This is a genomic window from Dechloromonas hankyongensis, from assembly GCF_022012295.1.
Classification (GTDB): Bacteria; Pseudomonadota; Gammaproteobacteria; order Burkholderiales; family Rhodocyclaceae; genus Azonexus; species Azonexus hankyongensis.
On record NZ_JAKLTN010000007.1, the window covers coordinates 24,337 to 43,014 of the forward strand.

The 18,678-nt window shown below is 64.6% G+C and carries 20 protein-coding genes; 17 read left to right on the forward strand and 3 right to left on the reverse strand.

Annotated elements, in window-relative coordinates; all coding sequences use genetic code 11:
• Positions 1 to 3 precede the first annotated feature (3 nt).
• The 8 genes from LZ012_RS18535 to LZ012_RS18570 all read left to right on the forward strand — a co-directional run bounded on the left by LZ012_RS18535 (position 4) and on the right by LZ012_RS18570 (position 5,430).
• On the forward strand, positions 4 to 948 hold the full coding sequence (locus tag LZ012_RS18535) for a tetratricopeptide repeat protein (RefSeq protein WP_275712427.1): 945 nt from the start codon (positions 4 to 6) through the stop codon (positions 946 to 948).
• Between the two features lie 23 nt (positions 949 to 971).
• Positions 972 to 1,484 carry a MotA/TolQ/ExbB proton channel family protein gene (locus tag LZ012_RS18540; RefSeq protein ID WP_275712428.1) on the forward strand — a complete coding sequence of 171 codons (513 nt, stop codon included), beginning with the start codon at positions 972 to 974 and terminating at the stop codon, positions 1,482 to 1,484.
• Positions 1,481 to 1,792, forward strand: a complete 312-nt coding sequence (locus LZ012_RS18545; protein WP_275712429.1) for a DUF2149 domain-containing protein — start codon at positions 1,481 to 1,483, stop codon at positions 1,790 to 1,792. The genes LZ012_RS18540 and LZ012_RS18545 overlap by 4 nt, the downstream gene beginning before the upstream one ends.
• 102 nt (positions 1,793 to 1,894) lie before the next feature.
• Positions 1,895 to 3,295, forward strand: a complete 1,401-nt coding sequence (locus LZ012_RS18550; RefSeq protein ID WP_275712430.1) for a sensor histidine kinase — start codon at positions 1,895 to 1,897, stop codon at positions 3,293 to 3,295.
• On the forward strand, positions 3,292 to 3,921 hold the full coding sequence (locus LZ012_RS18555; protein WP_275712431.1) for a response regulator: 630 nt from the start codon (positions 3,292 to 3,294) through the stop codon (positions 3,919 to 3,921). The genes LZ012_RS18550 and LZ012_RS18555 overlap by 4 nt, the downstream gene beginning before the upstream one ends.
• Before the next feature lie 137 nt (positions 3,922 to 4,058).
• Complete coding sequence (locus LZ012_RS18560) at positions 4,059 to 4,481, forward strand: SRPBCC family protein (RefSeq protein WP_275712432.1); 423 nt, start codon at positions 4,059 to 4,061, stop codon at positions 4,479 to 4,481.
• 159 nt (positions 4,482 to 4,640) lie between these two features.
• A complete protein-coding gene (locus LZ012_RS18565; RefSeq protein WP_275712433.1) occupies positions 4,641 to 5,081 on the forward strand; it encodes a MerR family transcriptional regulator in 441 nt (146 codons plus the stop codon).
• Positions 5,041 to 5,430 carry a carboxymuconolactone decarboxylase family protein gene (locus LZ012_RS18570; protein WP_275712434.1) on the forward strand — a complete coding sequence of 130 codons (390 nt, stop codon included), beginning with the start codon at positions 5,041 to 5,043 and terminating at the stop codon, positions 5,428 to 5,430. Before LZ012_RS18565 ends, LZ012_RS18570 begins: the two co-directional genes overlap by 41 nt.
• Before the next feature lie 98 nt (positions 5,431 to 5,528).
• Here LZ012_RS18570 and LZ012_RS18575 read toward each other — a convergent pair whose 3' ends face one another.
• Positions 5,529 to 7,613, reverse strand: coding sequence for a 4Fe-4S binding protein (locus LZ012_RS18575; RefSeq protein WP_275712435.1), 2,085 nt, complete (start codon positions 7,611 to 7,613; stop codon positions 5,529 to 5,531).
• A 356-nt stretch (positions 7,614 to 7,969) separates the two neighbouring features.
• Here LZ012_RS18575 and tyrS point away from each other — a divergent pair, with 356 nt between their 5' ends.
• On the forward strand, positions 7,970 to 9,244 hold the full coding sequence (gene tyrS / locus LZ012_RS18580) for a tyrosine--tRNA ligase (RefSeq protein WP_275712436.1): 1,275 nt from the start codon (positions 7,970 to 7,972) through the stop codon (positions 9,242 to 9,244).
• Positions 9,245 to 9,311: 67 nt separating this feature from the next.
• On the opposite strand, the gene LZ012_RS18585 is transcribed toward tyrS, so the two are convergent.
• A complete protein-coding gene (locus LZ012_RS18585; RefSeq protein WP_275712437.1) occupies positions 9,312 to 9,488 on the reverse strand; it encodes a hypothetical protein in 177 nt (58 codons plus the stop codon).
• Positions 9,489 to 9,657: 169 nt separating this feature from the next.
• On the opposite strand from LZ012_RS18585, the gene LZ012_RS18590 reads away from it, so the two are divergent.
• The 8 genes from LZ012_RS18590 to LZ012_RS18625 all read left to right on the forward strand — a co-directional run bounded on the left by LZ012_RS18590 (position 9,658) and on the right by LZ012_RS18625 (position 17,095).
• A complete protein-coding gene (locus LZ012_RS18590; RefSeq protein ID WP_275712439.1) occupies positions 9,658 to 10,239 on the forward strand; it encodes a TetR/AcrR family transcriptional regulator in 582 nt (193 codons plus the stop codon).
• A gap of 105 nt (positions 10,240 to 10,344) precedes the next feature.
• Entirely contained in the window at positions 10,345 to 11,430 is a 1,086-nt protein-coding gene (locus tag LZ012_RS18595) for an alkene reductase (RefSeq protein WP_275712440.1), read from the forward strand.
• A 62-nt stretch (positions 11,431 to 11,492) separates the two neighbouring features.
• Positions 11,493 to 12,410, forward strand: coding sequence for a DMT family transporter (locus LZ012_RS18600; protein WP_275712441.1), 918 nt, complete (start codon positions 11,493 to 11,495; stop codon positions 12,408 to 12,410).
• Positions 12,407 to 13,411: an LLM class flavin-dependent oxidoreductase gene (locus tag LZ012_RS18605; protein ID WP_275712442.1), complete on the forward strand. Its 1,005-nt coding sequence runs from the start codon at positions 12,407 to 12,409 to the stop codon at positions 13,409 to 13,411. Before LZ012_RS18600 ends, LZ012_RS18605 begins: the two co-directional genes overlap by 4 nt.
• Positions 13,412 to 13,425: 14 nt before the next feature.
• Positions 13,426 to 14,625 carry an MFS transporter gene (locus tag LZ012_RS18610; protein ID WP_275712444.1) on the forward strand — a complete coding sequence of 400 codons (1,200 nt, stop codon included), beginning with the start codon at positions 13,426 to 13,428 and terminating at the stop codon, positions 14,623 to 14,625.
• Positions 14,626 to 14,842: 217 nt separating this feature from the next.
• Positions 14,843 to 15,850, forward strand: a complete 1,008-nt coding sequence (locus LZ012_RS18615) for an N-acyl amino acid synthase FeeM domain-containing protein (RefSeq protein WP_275712445.1) — start codon at positions 14,843 to 14,845, stop codon at positions 15,848 to 15,850.
• A 141-nt stretch (positions 15,851 to 15,991) separates the two neighbouring features.
• A complete protein-coding gene (locus LZ012_RS18620; protein WP_275712446.1) occupies positions 15,992 to 16,594 on the forward strand; it encodes a GNAT family N-acetyltransferase in 603 nt (200 codons plus the stop codon).
• A 27-nt stretch (positions 16,595 to 16,621) separates the two neighbouring features.
• The gene (locus tag LZ012_RS18625; RefSeq protein WP_275712447.1) at positions 16,622 to 17,095 is read left to right on the forward strand and encodes a RidA family protein; all 474 of its coding nucleotides are present in this window, start codon (positions 16,622 to 16,624) and stop codon (positions 17,093 to 17,095) included.
• Between the two features lie 34 nt (positions 17,096 to 17,129).
• Here the strand turns inward: LZ012_RS18625 and LZ012_RS18630 are convergent, their stop codons facing one another.
• On the reverse strand, positions 17,130 to 18,653 hold the full coding sequence (locus tag LZ012_RS18630) for a DUF3943 domain-containing protein (protein WP_275712448.1): 1,524 nt from the start codon (positions 18,651 to 18,653) through the stop codon (positions 17,130 to 17,132).
• Positions 18,654 to 18,678 lie beyond the last annotated feature (25 nt).

Sequence of the window (18,678 nt, forward strand, 5' to 3'; positions counted from 1 at the left end):
GCCATGAATTCCGCATCCACCTTCCGCCGCCGCGCCTGGGCGGGCGGCCTGCTCCTGGCGCTGGCCGCCGTCGATCCGGCCGCGGCGGCAAGCCCCGGCAATTTCTGCGGCAGTGCCGCCACCCCGGGCGATCCGGCCGACCTCGACCACGTCATCAGCGACCTGAGCCTGCAACACGCCGTCGAGCAACCGGCCAGCATGGTGACCTGCGCCAAGGGCTATCTGCTCGAAAAATGCGGCGACCACGAAAACGCCCTGAAGATTTTCGACAAGTGCATCGCCGCCGGCTACGCCGGGGCCATGATCTGGAAGGCGCTGCTGCTCGAGGACGGCGCCGGCATCGCCCAGGACTCCGTGCAGGCGGCCGAACTGCTGCATCGGGCTGCGCAGAGCGACGATCCGGCCTATGCGGCGATCGGCAAGATGCACTACGCCACGGCGCTCCACCTCGGGCGCGGCGTGCCCAAGGACGAGGCCGCCGCCCGGCAATGGTTCCAGGCCGCCGCCGCACAAGGCAGCGAAGAAGCCAAGGAATTCCTGAAGACCGGCTACCACACCGGCCACCGGGAGTTGAACGGCATGGGTGCCGGCACCCCGACCGCCGCCGCGCTGGCCGGCCCGCCGACCGGCGACAACGCCAGCCTGCCGCGGCCGAAGGCGGAGGCTACCCCGGCCGGCGAGGCGGTGACGGCCGTCCGCCTTGCCCATGCCACGGCGCCGACACCAGCGCCTATGCCGGAAACCGCCCCGCCGCCGGCCGCCGACCCGGCACCGCCGGAGGCCGACATCCAGGGCCAGCGGCTGGAACGCCGTGCCGCCTTGCCGCCGCCGGCTGTTCCGCCGGCTTCGCTCGGCGTCGGCCTACTCCTGCTCGTCAGCTTTGCCGCCGGCATCCTGCGCCAGCGGCGGAGCGCCCGCTCGGGCCAGGCCGCCCTCTCCTTCCGTTGATCTTTTCCTGACTGCCAACGCCCATGAATCCCACCTTCGCCCCGCCCCTCGGCCATTCGCTGGAAAGCTTGATGTACGGCCTCAGCCAGCTGTTCCTGATTCCCGTCATGCTCGCCATCGCCGGGCTCTTCCTGTACGCCTTCTACGCCCTCGGCGCCTTCAGCTGGCAGGCCGTGCAACGCCGCCGCGGGCAGCCGGAAGCGTTCGAACTGCTCGCCCTGCAGCGCGCCGCGCCGCATCTGAGCAGCGCCGACCTGGAAGCCGAGGCAGTGACCCGGCTGGAAGTGGTGCGCATCGTCACCCGGGTCGCTCCCATGCTCGGCCTGGTCGCCACCATGATTCCCATGGGGCCTGCCCTCAAGGCCCTTGGCGACGGCCAGTTGAGCGACATCGCCAACAGCCTGATGCAGGCCTTCTCGGCGGTCATCCTGGCGCTTATCGCGTCGGCCATCACCTACGCCATCGCCCACGTCCGCCGCCGCTGGTACGCCAGCGACCTGATGCTGGCCGAGCAGGATGCCGGAGTCCAGCCATGAGGCTCAAACTGCACGACGATTCCGAAGCCGACGATCCGATCCTGTCGGTGGTCAATCTGATCGACGTCTTCCTGGTCATCATCGCCGCCCTGCTGCTGAGCATCGCCAACAATCCGCTCAATCCCTTCACCCGCGACAAGATCACGCTGATCCGCAATGCCGGGCAACCAAATATGGAAATCGTCACCAAGGACGGGGCGACCATCCAGCGCTTCCAGGCGGCGGGCACCGCCGGCCAGGGCAAGGGCGTCAAGGCCGGCGTCGCCTACCGGATGGCGGACGGCTCGCTGGTGTACGTACCGGAATAGCCCGCACGCCGGCCGCCGCGGAGCCCGAGCCACACGTCGGGCAATATTCCCGGCGCTTTTGCGGCATGCTTCGTACCTTTCGACAGCTTCCCCGGTTTGCCCATGCTCGCCGCCCCTTACCAGCGCCCCCTTGATCTCAAGCGCCATCTCCTCGTCCGGGTCGGCCTTTTCGCCCTGTTCGTGCTGTTCCTGGGCGCTACCGTCACCCTGCTCGAAACCCGTTACCGGGTGCGCGAAGACATCCAGCGCACCGGCTTCACCATCCGCCAGCTGATCACCGACGAAATCCGGCGCAACAGCCTGTCCTACAACCGGACGCTCGGCGATATCGGGCTCGACCTGGACGTGGTGAAACCCATCGGCCAGCAACTCAATTTCTGCATCGGGCTCACCGACATCTATGACCATGTCGTCGACCGCCAATGCTTCGCCCGGGCGACCGCAGTGCCGGAAGCGCTCCAGGACGTCATGCGCTGGGTGATCGGCGGCGATGCGGTGTATTACGGCAGCGTCGGCCAATATCCCGGCATCACGGTCGGCGAACTGCTGGTCACGCCCAATTACGGCAGCGAAGTGCTGGAACTGGCGAAAAAGCTGGGCAACCTGCTGGCGGTCAGCGTCCTGATCCTGTTCCTCAGCTTCTTTGTCTATCGCCCGGTGCGCAATGCCCTGGCGCCTTCGGCCGCCATCCTGAACACCCTGAGCCGCATGGAGCAAGGCGATCTCGCCGCCCGCATGCCGGCCTTCGCGCTGATCGAACTGAACCATATCGGCCAGGGCTTCAATCACCTGGCCGACCGCCTGGAAGGCACCATCCGCAGCCAGCAGCGCCTCGCCCACCGGCTGCTGTCGGCGCGCGAAGAGGAACGCCAGCACCTGGCGCGCGAACTCCACGACGAATTCGGCCAGTACCTTGCCTCGTTGAGCGCCGAGGCGGCCTTCGCCCGCGAACTGGCCGATGAAGGCGTGCCCGAACTACGCCCCTGCGCCGACTCCATTAGCAAGACCACCGAGCACATGATGGAAGTCCTGCAGCAGATCCTGCACCGCCTGCGCCCGATCGGCCTTGAGGAATTCGGGCTCGGCCCCAGCCTGCAGGAATTGATTGACGGCTGGAATCGACGCAGCCGCGACACCCGCTTCACCTACACCGCCGACGCTGATCTCGACGGCCTGCCCGACGACATCAACGTCAGCGTCTATCGCATCATCCAGGAGGCGGTCACCAATGCCGTCCGTCACGGCCAGCCCGAGCATGTCGCGGTCACGCTGCAACGCGGGCCGGCCGGCCTCGCCCTGGAAATCCGCGATGACGGCCAGGGCAGCCCGCCGCCGGACAGCGCCGGCAAGCCGGCCGGCTTCGGCCGCCTGGGCATGGAGGAACGGGTGCTGGCCCTGGGCGGCAGCCTCGACATCCGCCCGGCGCCTGGACGGGGAACACTAGTCAGCGTCCGTTTCCCGCTGCCCGGACTGGGCGCGACCACCGAAGGAGTACTCGCATGATCCGCATCCTGCTCGTCGATGACCACGCCGTCGTCCGCGAGGGCTATCGCCGCCTGCTCGAACGGCGCGCCGACCTGCACATCGAGGCCGAAGCCGCCTCCGCCGAGGAAGCCCTGCAACGGCTGCGCGAAATCGAGACTGACCTGATCATCCTCGATCTGTCGCTGCCCAACATGGGTGGCATCGAACTGACCCGGCGCATCCTGCAGCGCCAGCCCGACGCCCGCATCCTCGCCTTCAGCATGCACCGCGACCCGCTGTTCGCCGCCCAGGCCATCCGCGCCGGCGCCCTCGGCTACGTGACCAAGAGCAGCGGCACGGAAGTGCTGATCCAGGCAGTGTACAAGGTGGCCCGCCGCGAAAAGGTGTTGAGCCCGGACATCGCGCCGGAAATGGCCCTGAGCCTGCTACAGGGGGAAAGCAACCCGGCCGAGGAACTCAGCCCGCGCGAATTCGAAATCCTGCGCCTGCTGCTCGATGGCCTCGGCGTCGAGGAAATCGGCAACATCCTCAACATCAGCCCGAAGACCGTGCAGAACGGCCACTACCAGATCAAGGCCAAGCTCGGCGTGAAGACCGATATCGAACTGGCCCGCCTGGCCATGAAACTCAAGCTGATCGATTAGGGGTCTGGCTGCCGGCGGCGGGCTGTGCAACGTCGGTCCGCCTCCCATGGAATGGCGGGCATTTTGCCCTGTGCCGCGATTGAGGCCGATGCAAAAATCATTTTTGCAGCAACCCTCAATCCACACCGGAGCAACACATGCACACCAAGCAAGCCATCACCAAAAAACTGAATGTCCCCACCGACAAGGCGTGGCAGGCCATCCGCGGCATCGACCGGCTCGACGTCTGGTTCCCGATCATCAACACCTGCCGGGTCGACGGCACAGGCGTCGGCGCGCATCGCCACATGACGCTGGAAGGCGGCAAGATCACCGACCTGATCGAAGAGGTCAGCGACGCCGACCAACGCCTGGTCTATCTGCGCACGGAATCGCCGTTCCCGGTCACGCACTACCGGGGCACCGTGGAAGTCTTCGACTCCTACGATGCGCAGGCCGTCGTCACGTGGACCATCGACTTCGAGTCGTCCCCCGAAGACAGCGCGGCCGTGGCCGATCTGGTCAAGAACGCCATCTCCGACGGCATCGACGGGATGGAGAAGGACCTGCTGGCCCATTGAGCGGCGACACCGGCCTGCTTTCCGGGGCCGCGTGGCACCCGGAAAGCATTTTCCTACCATGCAATACTGACGGGGTTTCTCTTCGTTCCCTCCTGGCGCCAACGCTGACAAAAAGAGCAGTTGACTTCGAGTGCACTCAAACTTCTAGAGTCCTTCCCCATGGAATCCTTCCTGACCATCCACGACGTGGCCCTGCGCACCGGCCTCACCGCCCACACGCTGCGCTACTACGAACGTATCGGACTGATCGCGCCGGTGGCCCGCGCCACGGGCGGGCAACGTCGCTATCGCAGCGCCGATCTGGAATGGATTGGATTCCTGATGCGCCTGCGCGCTACCGGCATGTCGATCTCCGGCATGCAGGAATTCGCCAGGCTCCGTAGCGAGGGGGATGTCACGACGGGGGCTCGCCGGGCAATGCTCGACGAACACCTGGACCAGCTGCTGGCCCAGATCGAAACCCTGCAGCAATCCGCACAGGTGCTGCAGGCCAAGATCGCGCATTACCGGCAGGTCGAACACTCCCTCGCGCATGACCAGCCAGCAGAAGGGAAAGCACATGCCGCAAGAACGTTACGCCAGAGGGCTCGCCAAACTTGAAGAAATCGATGGCGAGGCCGGTACCCGGGTCATTGATAGCCTGCACGATATCGCCCCCGATTTCGCGCGCTACCTGATCGAATTCCCGTTCGGGGACATCTACTCCCGCCCCGGCCTCGACCTGCGCTCGCGCGAAATCGCCGTGGTCGCCGCCTTGACCGCCATGGGCAATGCGGCGCCGCAATTGAAGGTCCATATCGGCGGCGCGCTGAATGTCGGCGTCACACGGGATGAGATCGTCGAGGTCATCATGCAGATGGCCGTCTACGCCGGCTTTCCCGCCGCCCTGAACGGCCTGTTCGCGGCACGGGAAGTCTTTGCCGCACGCGCCATGGAACATCCGGGCTGATCACCGGCGAACTCGCCTGTCCCTCGAACAAGGCGATCCGGACTTTTCCGGATTGCCGGCAGGATGATCAGAGCCAGCCGCAGCCGGCCCTGATTCCATCAAGCGCCCTGGACCTTGGGTACCAGCACCTTGCCCTTCTTTTCGTAGAGCATGACCGGAACGCAGCGCTGTGCGTCGTGAAAGACGCCGACGCAATCCAGGCACTGGAAGCAGGCGTCGTAGCGGATTTCACCGCTCGGCTCGATGGCGTCGTAGTTGCAGACCACCTTGCAACGCTGGCAAGGTTTGCCGCATTCGCTGCGCCGGGTCAGCCAGTCCGGACGCCGCAGCTTGCCGCCGAGCGACATCACGGCGCCGAGTGGGCAGATGAAGCGGCAGAAGAACTTGTAGTAGAACGCACCAGCAGCCAGCAACAGCAGGGCGTAGGCGACGTAGGGCCAGCCGCGGTTGAAGGCGACTGTGATGCTGGTCTTGAACGGTTCGACTTCGTTCAGGCTGACACCCACTTCGGGTGCGAAGAAGGCGGCGAGGAGCAGCGCGGCCAGCACGGCATAGCGCCCCCATTCGAGCCGCTTGGCTAGCTTTGGCCTGATATTCAGTTGCGGGAAGCGCAGCTTGCGCGCAACCAGCCCGATAAATTCCTGCAACGCGCCGAACGGGCAGAGCCAGCCGCAGAAGGTGCCGCGCCCCCAGGCGATGAAGCTGACCAGCGTAAAGCCGATCAGCAGCAGGGACACCGGATCGTACAGATAGGCGCTGAAGCCCAGACCCGATTTCAGGGTCTTGACCGCCCCGGTGATCTGCACGATGGACAACTGGCCCTGGGCGTACCAGCCGAGATAACCCAGCGTGTAGGCCAGGAAAGCCAGACGGAAATTACGCAAGCGCCGTGGATTGACCGATATCCAGCGCGGCTTGGCCAGCACTACGCTCAGCATCAGCAGCGACAGGCTGATGATGGCCAGATCCGGCCAGCGGCTTTTCCAGGCGAGCAGCCATTCGGGCAGCGGTTTCGGCGGATAGACGAACAACTGGCTCGGCGGCTGGTAGGCCAGCTTGACCTGCTGGTGGGTCAGGGTCGGCAGAATCATTCCCTTGGCCCGGGTTACGGTCAGGACGATGTCCAGCGCCTGGGCGGGATCGATATTGGCATCGGCCGCCACGCCGAACAGGCGCGATGAATTCAGTTCCGGCGCACCGGCGATGCCGACCGGATCGAAGCCCTGGTCACGAAAGTCGAGGAAACCACCGTCCTGCGCCATGGCGACGCGGGGCGACTGGGTGCCCGGCGTGAAATCGTCATCGACAATCCGGAAACGGCCGGCCGACGCGATCCACCACAGGTGCCGGTTGTCGAAATTGCGCTCCATGGCCGCCTGGTATTGCTCGTCCCCGAGGATGGCGCGGCCGATGGTCGGCGCATTGAGATAGGCGACGTACAGGTCCACGTAAAGCTCGTCGGGATGGGCCAGCGCTTCCTCATCGGCGTTGGCTCCCTCGGTGCCGGCAAACAGTTTTTCGACGTCCCGGTTGCTCAGGCGCAGCCGGCCGACCATGCCGCGGTCGAGCATCTGGGCAAAGCTCGGCCGCTCGAAGACCTCAGGCAGCGGCTTGCCCGGCGGGCCGCGTTTTGTGCGGTCGGCAAAACCCAGCCTGGCGCGAGCGACCTCCAGGGCCGAAGTCAGCACGGTCTGGTGGATGATGCGCACCGAGGTGGTGGCCTTGGAAATGCCGTCCAGCGTGGCATGCGTGCCGCGGTTGGCGGTCATGCCGGTATGGTTGCGCGCGGCATCCAGGGCGATGACGAAGGGCTGGTTGATGCTTTTGCCGGCGTATTGCGCGATGAACTCGCGGAGCGGCGTATCGCCCAGTCCGCCGAGATCGCGGAAGGTGAATACCGGCTCGCGCTGCTGCAGGATTTCCACCCCCATGAAGTTGCCCTTGCGGTCGATGGTGATCAGGAAATTCATCGGCGACCCTTCGAATCCGGGTAGCGGTGCAATATCGATCGATTCGAAGGCATAGGCGACCGGTCCGACTTCCTTCTCCAGCGAACTGGTCACCGGCCAGGCCGGAACGTCGGTGAGCTTTTCCTCCACCTGATAGGGCACGCCGAAACGGCGCTGTATCTCGTCCCGGCTCAGGGTGCCGGCCCGAGCGGACTGCAGGGCGAGCAATTCCACGGCGAGGAGCAGAAGGATGCGAAAGAGTGGCCAATTTACCCATGAAGAAGGGGCAAAAGAGCAAGGCGGCATGGTGTTCTCCAGAGTTATCCCATCAGACGGGTTGCCGAGCCATGGTCGCATCGTGCCTTTGCCGTCCCTAGGGCCGCTTGCACGCCTTTCCGCGGGCAAATTGCACGCCGGGCGTCGCTATTTTCTGTAGGCGGAATCTAACCGCTTGGCCGTCGGACGCTCGATCAGCACGCCAGCGAATCACGCTGCCTGCCATTCCCGGGCCGTCCCTGTGCGCGCTCTGCTAAAATCGCGGGTCCGAATTTTTGGCACCGGGCCGGTGCCTGCTCCGTGGAGAAAACGCAATGTACCAGTCCCCCCTGCTTCAGGACCTGCACGACCGTGGCCTGATCGCCCAGTTGACCGATGCCGCAACGCTCGACCAGCTGCTGGGCAAGGAGCCGGTGACGCTGTATTGCGGCTTCGACCCGACGGCGGACAGCCTGCACCTCGGCCACCTGGTGCCGGTGCTCATACTCAAGCGCTTCCAGGAAGCCGGCCACAAGCCCATCGCGCTGGTCGGCGGCGCCACCGGCATGATCGGCGACCCGAGCTTCAAGGCCACCGAGCGCAAGCTGAACACGCCGGACGTAATCGCCACCTGGGTCGACAAGATCCGCGGCCAGGTCGAACCTTTCCTGAAATTCGACGGCACCAACCCGGCCATCATGGCCAACAACTACGACTGGTTCGGCGGCATGAACTGCCTGGAATTCATGCGCGACATCGGCAAGCATTTCTCGGTCAATGCCATGATCAAGAAGGAGTCGGTGCAGCAGCGCCTGGAGCGCGAGGACCAGGGCATTTCCTACACCGAGTTTTCCTACAGCCTGCTCCAGGGCTACGACTTCGCCGAGCTCTACAAGCGCCATGGCTGCGTGCTGCAGGTCGGCGGCTCCGACCAGTGGGGCAACATCGTCGCCGGCACCGATCTGACGCGCCGCCTGCACCACCATCAGGTGTACGGCATGACCGTGCCGCTGATCACCAAGGCCGACGGCACCAAGTTCGGCAAGACCGAATCCGGCGCCGTCTGGCTCGACCCGAAGAAGACCTCACCGTACGCCTTCTACCAGTTCTGGCTGAACACCTCGGACGCCGACGTCTACAAGTTCCTCAAGTTCTTCACCTTCCTGCCGCTCACCCGCATCACCGAGATCGAAGCCACCGACCAGGCCAGCGGTACCAAGCCGGAAGCCCAGCGCATCCTGGCCGAGGAAGCGACCCGTCTGGTGCATGGCGAAGTCGCCCTGATGGCCGCCCGCCGCATTACCGAAGCCCTGTTCTCCGGCCAGCTCAGCGACCTGACCGAAAACGACCTCGAACAACTGGCCCAGGACGGCATGCCCGGCGTGCAGCTCGACGCCGCCAACGGCAGCCTGATCGACGCCCTGGTCGCCGCCGGTCTGGCCAAGTCGAAATCGGAAGCCCGCACCTTCATCCAGGGTGGCAGCGTCGCCATCAACGGCGCCAAGGCCGACGCCATCGATCACCAGATCGCCGGCGACGAGCGCCTGTACGGCCGCTTCACCATCCTGCGCCGCGGCAAGAAGAACTACGGCCTGGTCAGCTGGCAGTAATACCCGAACTCAGCTGCCAAACAAAAACCCCGGCTTCGGCCGGGGTTTGTTTTTGGGGCGCTTCGGTTCAGTGACAGACGGTCTCTACCTGCTCCGGCGCCTCCACGACGCGAACTTCGCTGGTCGGATAGAGCTCGTGGGCGACATCGATCCACTCCTCGACCAGTTCTCCTTTTTCCTTCACGCCATCGACCAGCTGGAACCAGCCGCCATTCGGACTTTTAACTTCGATTGCTACAGACATCTCCAAACCCTGCCTTTCGAATTATTGGTATGTCGAACATCTTAGTAAAACCAGCCAAAACCCTTTGTGAGAAAAGTCACGCCGGGGATTTCCGGACCCAAAAATGTGCCGTAAACGCCAATGCAAAAAACACTAGACGACCGGTCTAATCTATCCTAAACTGATTTCCATGAACGCACGTCACGATACCCGTCAGCACATCCTCGAAACCGGCCACCGCATCATCGCGGGGAAGGGCTTCGCCAGTGTCGGCCTGAACGAAATCCTGACCACGGCCGGCGTACCCAAGGGTTCCTTCTACCATTACTTCGAATCCAAGGAGCAGTATGGGCAGGCCTTGCTGCAGGAGTATTTCGACAACTACCTGGCCGATCTCGACCAGTTGTTCGGCGCCGAGGCGGCTTCCGGACACGAGCGCCTGATGCGCTACTGGCAGCGCTGGCTGGGCAAGCAACTGGAAGCCTGCGCCGAGCAGAAATGCCTGGTCGTCAAGCTGGCCGGCGAAGTGGCGGACCTTTCCGACGCCATGCGCATCACGCTGCGCGACGGCACCGACCAGATCGTACGGCGCATCGCCCGGGTCATCGAGGCCGGCATCGCCGACGGCTCGGTGCCGCCGCTCGACCCGCAGATGAGCGCCCAGACGCTGTACCAGATGTGGCTGGGCGCCAGCCTGCTCGGCAAGCTGCACCGCGACACGGCGGCGCTGGAAACCGCCATGGTGTTCACCCGTAAGCTGCTATCGCGTTAAACGACTACCCCCAATAAGCGGCCGCCGATCCGGTGGCCATTTTTTGACCCCAACACTAGACGACCGGTCTAATCAAGCCATAAACCCCACCCCAAGGAGAAGCGCATGAATACCCTGTTCGATCCGATCAAGATAGGCGACATCACCCTGGCCAACCGCATCGTGATGGCCCCGCTGACCCGCAACCGCGCCATCGAAGGCAACAAGCCCGGCCCGCTCACCGTCGAGTACTACCGTCAGCGCGCCAGCGCCGGCCTGATCGTCGCCGAGGCCAGCCCGATCAGCCCGACCGCCCAGGGCTACCTCGACACCCCGGGCATCTGGTCGGCCGAACAGGTGGAAGCCTGGAAGGCGGTGACCGGCGCCGTGCATGCCGAAGGCGGCAAGATCGTGCTGCAGATCTGGCACGTCGGCCGCATCTCGCATACCTCGCTGCTGCCGGCCGGCGAAGTGCCGGTGTCGTCCACCGACAAGGCCGCCGACGCCTCGACCTTCACCCGCGACGGCTTCATCCCGGTGTCCAAGCCGCGCGCCCTGCGCGACGACGAAATTCCGGCGCTGATCGACGACTACCGCCGCGCCGCCCGCAACGCCATCGGAGCCGGCTTTGATGGCGTCGAAATCCACGCCGCCAACACCTACCTGATCGAGCAGTTCCTGCGCGACAGCGTCAATGAGCGCAGCGGCCCGTATGGCGGCAGCGTCGAGAACCGTGCCCGCCTGCTGCTCGAGGTCACCAATGCCGTGATCGCTGAAATCGGCGCCGGCCGCACCGGCATCCGCCTCAGCCCGATGACCACCTTCACCGCGCCCCGCGACAGCAATCCGCAGGCCACCTACGGCTACGTCGTCGACCAGCTGGCCCCGCTCGGCCTGGCCTACCTGCACATGATCGAAGGCGAAACCGGCGGCACCCGTGAACCGGAAGGCGCCCCGGCCTTCGACTACGCCGCGCTGCGCAGCCGCTTCCCCGGTGCCTGGATGGTCAATAACGGCTACACCAAGGAACTGGGCAAGCAAGCCGTCAGCGACCGCCTGGCCGACCTGGTCGCCTACGGCCGTCCGTTCATCAGCAACCCCGACCTCGTTCGCCGCCTGCGCGACGGTGCGCCATTGAACGAATTGCGCGCCGACAAGCTCTATGGAGGCGGCGCCGAGGGCTACACCGACTACCCGGCCCTGGCCGCCTAAAAACAAAAACCCCAACCCCAGGCCGCGCACCGGAATACCGGGCGCGGCCAACAGAGAACAACATGAACGCTTACCGCCGCTGGTTGCCCGCCATCGCCCTCGCCGTCCTGTCCCTGACTTGGGGCTACACCTGGGTGCTGGCCAAGCAGGGCCTGGCCTATGCGCCGCCCTTCACCTTCGCCGCCGAACGCTGCGTCGGCGGCGCCCTGGCGCTGCTCGTCGCCCTCAAGCTGACCGGCCGGCGGCTGACCATGGTCGCCCCCTTGCAGACCATCGGCATCGGCCTGACCCAGGTCGCCGGCTTCATGATCTTCCAGACCTGGGCGCTGGTCGAAGGCGGCCCGGGCAAGACCGCCGTGCTCATCTTCACCATGCCTATCTGGACCCTGCTGCTGGCCTGGCCGCTGCTCGGCGAACGGGTGCGCGGCAAGCAGTGGCTGGCCGCCGCCAGCACGCTGACCGGCCTGCTGCTGATCATCGAGCCGTGGGACATGCACGCCAGCCTGTTCAGCAAGTTCCTCGGCCTCACCGCCGCCCTGTGCTGGGCCAGCGGCACCATCCTGATCAAGCGCCTGCGCGCCACGACGCCGGTCGACCTGCTCACCCTGACCGCCTGGCAGATGATCCTCGGCGCCGTGCCGCTGGTCCTCCTCGCCCTCATCGTGCCCGAACCGGCGACGAACTGGACGCCGTCCTACGCCGGCATCCTGCTCTTCATGTCGGTGGCCAGCACGGCCATGTGCTGGTGGCTGTGGATCTACATCCTCGACCGTGTGCCGGCCTGGGAAGCCAGCCTGTCGGTGCTCGGCACGCCGGTCGTCGCCATCCTGTCGTCGCGCCTGACCTTCGGCGAATCGTTCAAGGGTACCGAGATCACCGGCATCCTGCTCATCGGCGGCGGCCTCGCCCTGCTCTCGCTGCTCGGCTGGGCGGCCAGCCGACGCCAAGCCGCCCCCATCGCCGCCCGGGAAAGCGCATGAATCCGCTCGCCAAGCTCAAACTTTCCATGCTCGACCTGGTCGCCATCCGCGAAGGCGGCACGGTGGCCGACGCGCTGGCCATTTCGCTGCGCACCGCCCGCCATGTCGAGGCGCTCGGCTACACCCGCTACTGGCTGGCCGAGCACCACAACATGCCGGGTATCGCCAGTTCGGCCACTGCCGTGCTGGTCGGCCACATCGCCGGCAACACGCAGCGCATCCGCGTCGGCTCGGGCGGCATCATGCTGCCCAACCACGCGCCGCTGGTCGTCGCCGAAGCCTTCGGCACGCTGGCCGAGCTCTACCCCGGCCGCATCGACCTCGGCCTCGGCCGCGCCCCCGGCACCGATGGCCTGACCATGCGCGCCCTGCGCCGCGACCGCATCGAAACGGAAGCCGATTTCCCGCGCGACGTCGCCGAACTGCAACGCCTGCTCGGCCCCCGCCAGGCGGACCAGCAGGTCGTCGCCGTCCCCGGCGCCGGCACCGAAGTGCCGATCTGGCTGCTCGGCTCCAGTCTGTTCTCGGCCCGCCTGGCGGCCGAACGCGGCCTGGCCTACGCCTTCGCCTCGCACTTCGCCCCGGCCCTGCTGCTGCAAGCCATCGAAATCTACCGGCACAACTTCAAGCCGTCGGCCAAGCTGGACAAACCCTACGTCATCATCGGCGTCCCGGTCATCGCGGCGCCGACCGATGAAGAAGCGGGTTACCTCGCCACCAGCGCCTTCCAGCGCGTGCTCGGCATCCTGCGCGGCGACCGCCGCCCGCTGCCGCCGCCGGTCGAGGGCTATGTCGAATCCCTGCACCCGCAGGAACGCGCCGGCATCGCCGATTTCCTCGGCGCTGCGGTGATCGGCAGCCCGGAAACCGTGCGCGACGGCCTGCGCGAGCTGCACGCCGCCACCGGCGCCGACGAAATGATGTTCGTCAGCGACGTTTTCGACCCCGAACTGCGCCTGCGTTCGCTGGACATCGCCACCCAAGCCTGCTGGCAGCCCTGAACCCGACCTGACCCATGCCCGAAGCCCCGGACGCCCAACACCGCCGTGCCGTCATGCTGCTCTCCGTCGCCGCCTTCGCCAGCGCGGCGGCGGCGCGCCTGTGCGACCCCTTGTTGCCCGACCTCGCCCGCAGCTTCGCGACCACCCCGACCGCCGCCGCCTCGGTCATCTCGTCGTTCGCCATCGCCTACGGCCTGACCCAGGCCCTGTTCGGCCCGCTCGGCGACCGCCTCGGCAAATACCGCCTGATCGCCCTGACTACCCTGCTCAGCACGCTCGGCGCCCTCGGCTCGGCACTCGCCTGGTCGCTCGACGCGCTGGTCGTCGCGCGCATCCTGCTCGGCGCCACGGCAGCCGGCATCATCCCGCTGTCCATGGCGTGGATCGGCGACACCGTGCATTACGAACAACGGCAGGCGACGCTGGCCCGCTTCATGGGCGGGCAGATCCTCGGCGCCATCGGCGGCCAGTTCATCGGCGGCGTCTTCGCCGACACCCTCGGCTGGCGCTGGGCCTTCGCCTTCCTGGCCACGCTATATCTGGTCATCGGCACCATCGTCCTACTCGAATCGCGCGCCAACCCGAGCACCCATCACCGCCATGCCGATACGCGCCGCCAGGGCATCATCGCCCAGGCGGCACAGGTCTTCGCCCAACCGTGGGCGCGGGTCATCCTGAGCATCGTCTTCCTTGAAGGCATGCTGGTTTTCGGCGCGCTGGCCTTCGTGCCCTCCTACCTGCACGAGCGCTTCGGCCTGAGCCTGACCATGGCCGGCGCCGCCATGGCCTTCTTCGGCATCGGCGGCCTGACCTACATCCTCGCCGCCCGCCATTTCGTCCGCCGCCTCGGCGAAGTCGGGCTGGCCACCGGCGGCGGCATCCTCATTGCGCTGGGCTGGGGAATGCTCGCCTGGGGTGCCAGTTGGCTATGGGCCTTGCCCGCCAGCTATTTCGTCGGGCTTGGTTTCTACATGCTGCACAACACCCTGCAGACCAACGCCACCCAGATGGCCCCCGCCGTGCGCGGCACCGCCGTCTCCCTCTTCGCCTCCAGCTTCTTCCTCGGCCAGTCGCTCGGCGTCATGCTTGCCGCCCGCATCCTCGCCGTTTCCGGCATCGTCCCCATGCTGCTCATCGCCGCCGCCGGCACGCCGCTGGTCGGGGGTGCGCTGGCCTCGCTGCTGGTCAGACACCACCGTACGCAAGCGGCCTGAAACCGACTACGGCCGCCGTTCGGTCCCCGCCCGCCGGCGCTCAACGCGCAAGCGGCGGTTACGCCCATCGTTTTTCCATTGCGGCCGGTGCCTGATGTAGTACATTTGTCCGACCCATGGAGGGGGAGATATCCTGCGCCAAGAGGATCACCCTCCCATGGCGTGCGGTACAGCAGCACATTACCTTGGCGCCATGCGAGTGGAGAGGGAGACGAAAATGCTGCGTGCGGAACGAACAGAATCGTCGGTGCTGTCTGAGAATTCCACTCAGGAAATCTCCGGAAAAGCGAACGTTTATCAGCTCCACAACGGATATCCGGCGAGGCTCCATTCGTCTCCGGAATTCGACCCGGCGCCAAGCAAGCGGCTGGTCCTGAAGATCGCCGAAAGCAAGGAAGAACTCGAAGCCTGCTTCTCGGTGCTGCACGATGCCTACGTCGAAAGCGGTTTCATGCGGCCCGATCCGTCGGGCATGCGGGTAACGCTCTACCACGCCCTGCCCAGCACGACGACCCTGTGCGCCAAGTACGACGGCCGGGTGGTCGGTACCGTATCGCTGATCCGCCAAAATGCCCTTGGCTTCCCGTTGCAAAGCATCTTCGACCTCAGCGCCGTACGCGAAAAAGGTGGCCAGATCGCCGAAGTGTCGGCCCTCGCCATCCATTCCAAATTCCGGCGAACCAGCGGCAGCATTCTGTTTCCGCTGTTGAAACTTGTCTGCGAATACTGCGAGACCGTCGTCGACGTCCGCCACCTGGTCATTGCCGTCAATCCGCGCCATATCGAGATCTATGAATCGATGCTGTTTTTCCGGCGGCTGACGATGACCGTTGTCGAAAACTACGATTTCGCCAATGGTGCGGCAGCCGTTGGCGCCACGCTGGATATTTGGCAGGCGAAGGAGGATTTCCGCCAACACTACGATTCGAAACCGGCCAGCAGCAACCTTTACGCCTACTTCACGCAGCTCAAATTGCCGAACATCGAGCTACCAGAGCATAGTGCCGGCAACGGCGATCCCGTACTGACACCTGAACTACTCGATTACTTCTTCAATGTACGGACACGAACCTTCGACAATCTGTCCGCACACACGAAGGCGATACTGCACGCCATCTACCATAGTCCGGAGTACAGGGAGGTATTGCCTTCACTGTCTGGCCGGCTGGCTCGGGTGCATAACAACTCGCGGATCATGGGGGAAAGGAAACGGCTTTTGCCTTGAGCATTGCCTTCCTCGCTGTGCACAGCATGTTGCTGGTCGGAGTTGCGCAGACCAAGATGCTCCCGAGATACCACGGCAAACAGCTGATTTGATCCCGCTTGACCACAATAGCGTGCAAAAACCAATCGCTCTCGACGATCAATGGCCCATTACGGCCAAGGCAGATACCATCCATATGGCATAACACAAAGTCAATTTCTGAATATCCAGTTTGTGTTTCGTCAGATGGCGGGAATTTTCGTCACCTCAGTGTTGCTTAAACGGACCACCAACAACATTAAGATGACAAGTCTCCCCAAAATAAGAATCGCATCGACAAACGATGCCACAGCTATTGCCGAATTGATTTACTCAACCTCGCTTGCTTGCTGCTTTACGCCTGAGCAACCGTGCCCCGAGTGGTTTAAGGCGAGCGTGGCCCCGACCGAAATTGCAAAACAACTCAGCTCAGAACAGATCGCTTGGTTGGTGGCCGAAGAAAATCAATCGCTGGCTGGGGTTCTGGCAGTGAGCGACAAGAGCCACGTTAAGTATTTTTTTGTTCGCCCAACCCATCAAAAAACAGGCCTTGGAAAACGGTTATGGCAATTTGCTTCGAGTAATGAATTGCTAAACAAGTCAGTTACAGTTCGCTTGTCGCTCGTTGCTGTTCCTGTTTATGAACGACTTGGCTTCAAGGCCACCGAGCCTGCGAAAGCATTTAACGGCATGCCCTATCAAGCCATGCTGGCAATCTACGCGTGATCCGCCATTCCACCGGAGTAAGCACCAATGTCCCGCGACGCAAAATTCAAGGAAGAAGCCACCGCCCTTGGCTATAGCTTCGACGGCCAAATCAAGGTTGGCGGCAATTACATGCCCTTGGTTCGGGACGGCAATCGCATCTACATCAGCGGCCAGATTCCGCGCGTCGATAACGAGGTGGTGGTTACCGGCGCCGCCGGCGAGCAGACCGATCTGGCGCGCGCCCAGCTTGGGGCGAAGATATGCGTCATGCGGGCGCTGGCGCTACTGCAGCGTTCGCTGGGCAGCCTGGAGCGGGTGAAGGCCATTCCGAGCATTTCCGTTTTTGTGCAATCGTCCCGGGACTTCACGCAGCAGAGCGAGGTGGCCGATGGGGCGTCCGAGCTGCTGTTCAAGATCCTCGGCCCAGCTGCCGGGGCGCACACGCGTACTTCGGTGGGAGTATTTCAGCTGCCCAAGAACGCCACGGTCGAGATTTCGCTGATCGCCACCGTGGAATAGGCCAGCCGGAATCGGAAGCGCCCGGCCGTCAGCATCAGTGCCAATCGACTTTGCCGAATCCGTCCTGGCCGAGGTAGGTGTAGAAAATCCCCACCGTTGCCCGCGTCTGGGTCAGGTCGCCCCCGGCAAAGCTCGCATCGCGGCGATTCCCGAGGTATTTGACGCTGATCGCGTGGCGCCGGTTGAGGCGCATGGTTACCGTCGCATCGACTCGAATGATGTTGTCCCGCCCGCCCCCGCTGTCGGCGGCGATCCGGCTGACGAAGTATTCGCGGGCAGTGAGGTCGAGCGAGGTTTTGTTGCCGAAAATGGCCCGCAGGGCAATCAGCGCCTGGGGGGCCAGGCCATAGTGGTATTCGAGGTCGGAGGCATTGGGACGGGTACTGCCGACTGCCGCGTAGCCGACGCCGAGCAACCCCGTGCCCTGCAGCGCGATCGACTCGGAGAGTCGGAATTCCGCGGTGGTGCCCACCGACAGGGCCGTGCTCGACACCCGGTAGATTTGCGGCGCCAGGTAGTCGTAGCTACCGTATAGCCCGAAAATTCCCCGGTAATTGGCGCCGGCCTCGTAGTCGGTGCCGAGCAGCAGGCCACGCGTCATCAGGCTTTCGAAACCGTTGGCACTGGAGACGGTGGCCTGCAGGTTGAAGTAATCGAAAGGCCGGGTATAGGCATATCCGGGCTTCCCGGGCAGCCCGTAGTCGATGGAAAAATCGGCAACGGCTTCGTTGCGCGGGAATTGCGATGCCGAGGCGACTTGATGGTCATGCGTGGTCTGGCTGAAGCCGAGTTGCAGCCGGCCGTAATAGGCCGGATTGCGGCTGGCGAAAATGGCGTCCATCCGCTCGCGGAACACCAGCCGATTGAAGCCGGTTGCCGGGGAAATCAGCGCCGCGCCCAGCTCACGCAACCACGGCGGATTGTCCCCGCCCGGCTCGAGCATCAGGTTGGACAGGCGAAACAGCGCCTCGCCGAGGAAGGTCCCGCCGATGCCGGTATTGATCTGGTCGTTTCGGGACGGCCGCGTGCGCTCCCCGGCGATTTCCCACAGCGCGCTGCCGGCAAAGGTATAGGCCAACGACTCCCAGTAGTCGTGGCCCAGCGATCGGGCGAAGGTGTGGTACATCGAGCCGGCATACGGATGGCCGAGCTGGTTGGTACGGAAGGGGTCGTGATCGACGTTCCAGCTGCTGCCCAGATTGCGCCGGATCGACGATAGGTTGCTTTTGTAGTCGCCGCTGCTGTCGCGCCGGTTGGCCAGATTGAGCAGAGCCTCGAAGCCAATGATTTCGGCGGCCGGCAGGTAAAAATTCTTGCGCACCTGCGGATTCCCCGATTTCACGGAAAGGTCGAATTCGTCGGAGGCAGGCCTTGCCGCGTCGTCTATGGCCACTGCCCAAGCTGGCGCCGGGATGACCAAGCCGGTCTCGCCCCAAGCCGCCGCGCCGCTTGCCATGCCGAGCGCGAAGACCGCAGCAAGCCGCGCCGGACGGCCGCCAATGGCCAAACGGCAGGCGCTCGCCGTGAAACTCCTGACATCGCATCCCAGTGTTCGCACGTTCTCCCTCCCCCGGGCCGGCGGC

Bases quoted from the DNA above. Each gene is read 5' to 3' on its own strand.
- LZ012_RS18540 (WP_275712428.1), top strand. From the start codon at position 972: ATGAATCCCACCTTCGCCCCGCCCCTCGGCCATTCGCTGGAAAGCTTG.
- LZ012_RS18600 (WP_275712441.1), top strand. From the start codon at position 11,493: ATGAACGCTTACCGCCGCTGGTTGCCCGCCATCGCCCTCGCCGTCCTG.
- LZ012_RS18545 (WP_275712429.1), top strand. From the start codon at position 1,481: ATGAGGCTCAAACTGCACGACGATTCCGAAGCCGACGATCCGATCCTG.
- LZ012_RS18560 (WP_275712432.1), top strand. From the start codon at position 4,059: ATGCACACCAAGCAAGCCATCACCAAAAAACTGAATGTCCCCACCGAC.
- LZ012_RS18625 (WP_275712447.1), top strand. From the start codon at position 16,622: ATGTCCCGCGACGCAAAATTCAAGGAAGAAGCCACCGCCCTTGGCTAT.
- LZ012_RS18565 (WP_275712433.1), top strand. From the start codon at position 4,641: ATGGAATCCTTCCTGACCATCCACGACGTGGCCCTGCGCACCGGCCTC.
- LZ012_RS18615 (WP_275712445.1), top strand. From the start codon at position 14,843: ATGCTGCGTGCGGAACGAACAGAATCGTCGGTGCTGTCTGAGAATTCC.
- LZ012_RS18535 (WP_275712427.1), top strand. From the start codon at position 4: ATGAATTCCGCATCCACCTTCCGCCGCCGCGCCTGGGCGGGCGGCCTG.
- LZ012_RS18570 (WP_275712434.1), top strand. From the start codon at position 5,041: ATGCCGCAAGAACGTTACGCCAGAGGGCTCGCCAAACTTGAAGAAATC.
- LZ012_RS18605 (WP_275712442.1), top strand. From the start codon at position 12,407: ATGAATCCGCTCGCCAAGCTCAAACTTTCCATGCTCGACCTGGTCGCC.
- LZ012_RS18590 (WP_275712439.1), top strand. From the start codon at position 9,658: ATGAACGCACGTCACGATACCCGTCAGCACATCCTCGAAACCGGCCAC.
- LZ012_RS18555 (WP_275712431.1), top strand. From the start codon at position 3,292: ATGATCCGCATCCTGCTCGTCGATGACCACGCCGTCGTCCGCGAGGGC.
- LZ012_RS18610 (WP_275712444.1), top strand. From the start codon at position 13,426: ATGCCCGAAGCCCCGGACGCCCAACACCGCCGTGCCGTCATGCTGCTC.
- LZ012_RS18585 (WP_275712437.1), bottom strand. From the start codon at position 9,488: ATGTCTGTAGCAATCGAAGTTAAAAGTCCGAATGGCGGCTGGTTCCAG.
- tyrS (WP_275712436.1), top strand. From the start codon at position 7,970: ATGTACCAGTCCCCCCTGCTTCAGGACCTGCACGACCGTGGCCTGATC.
- LZ012_RS18620 (WP_275712446.1), top strand. From the start codon at position 15,992: ATGGCCCATTACGGCCAAGGCAGATACCATCCATATGGCATAACACAA.
- LZ012_RS18550 (WP_275712430.1), top strand. From the start codon at position 1,895: ATGCTCGCCGCCCCTTACCAGCGCCCCCTTGATCTCAAGCGCCATCTC.
- LZ012_RS18595 (WP_275712440.1), top strand. From the start codon at position 10,345: ATGAATACCCTGTTCGATCCGATCAAGATAGGCGACATCACCCTGGCC.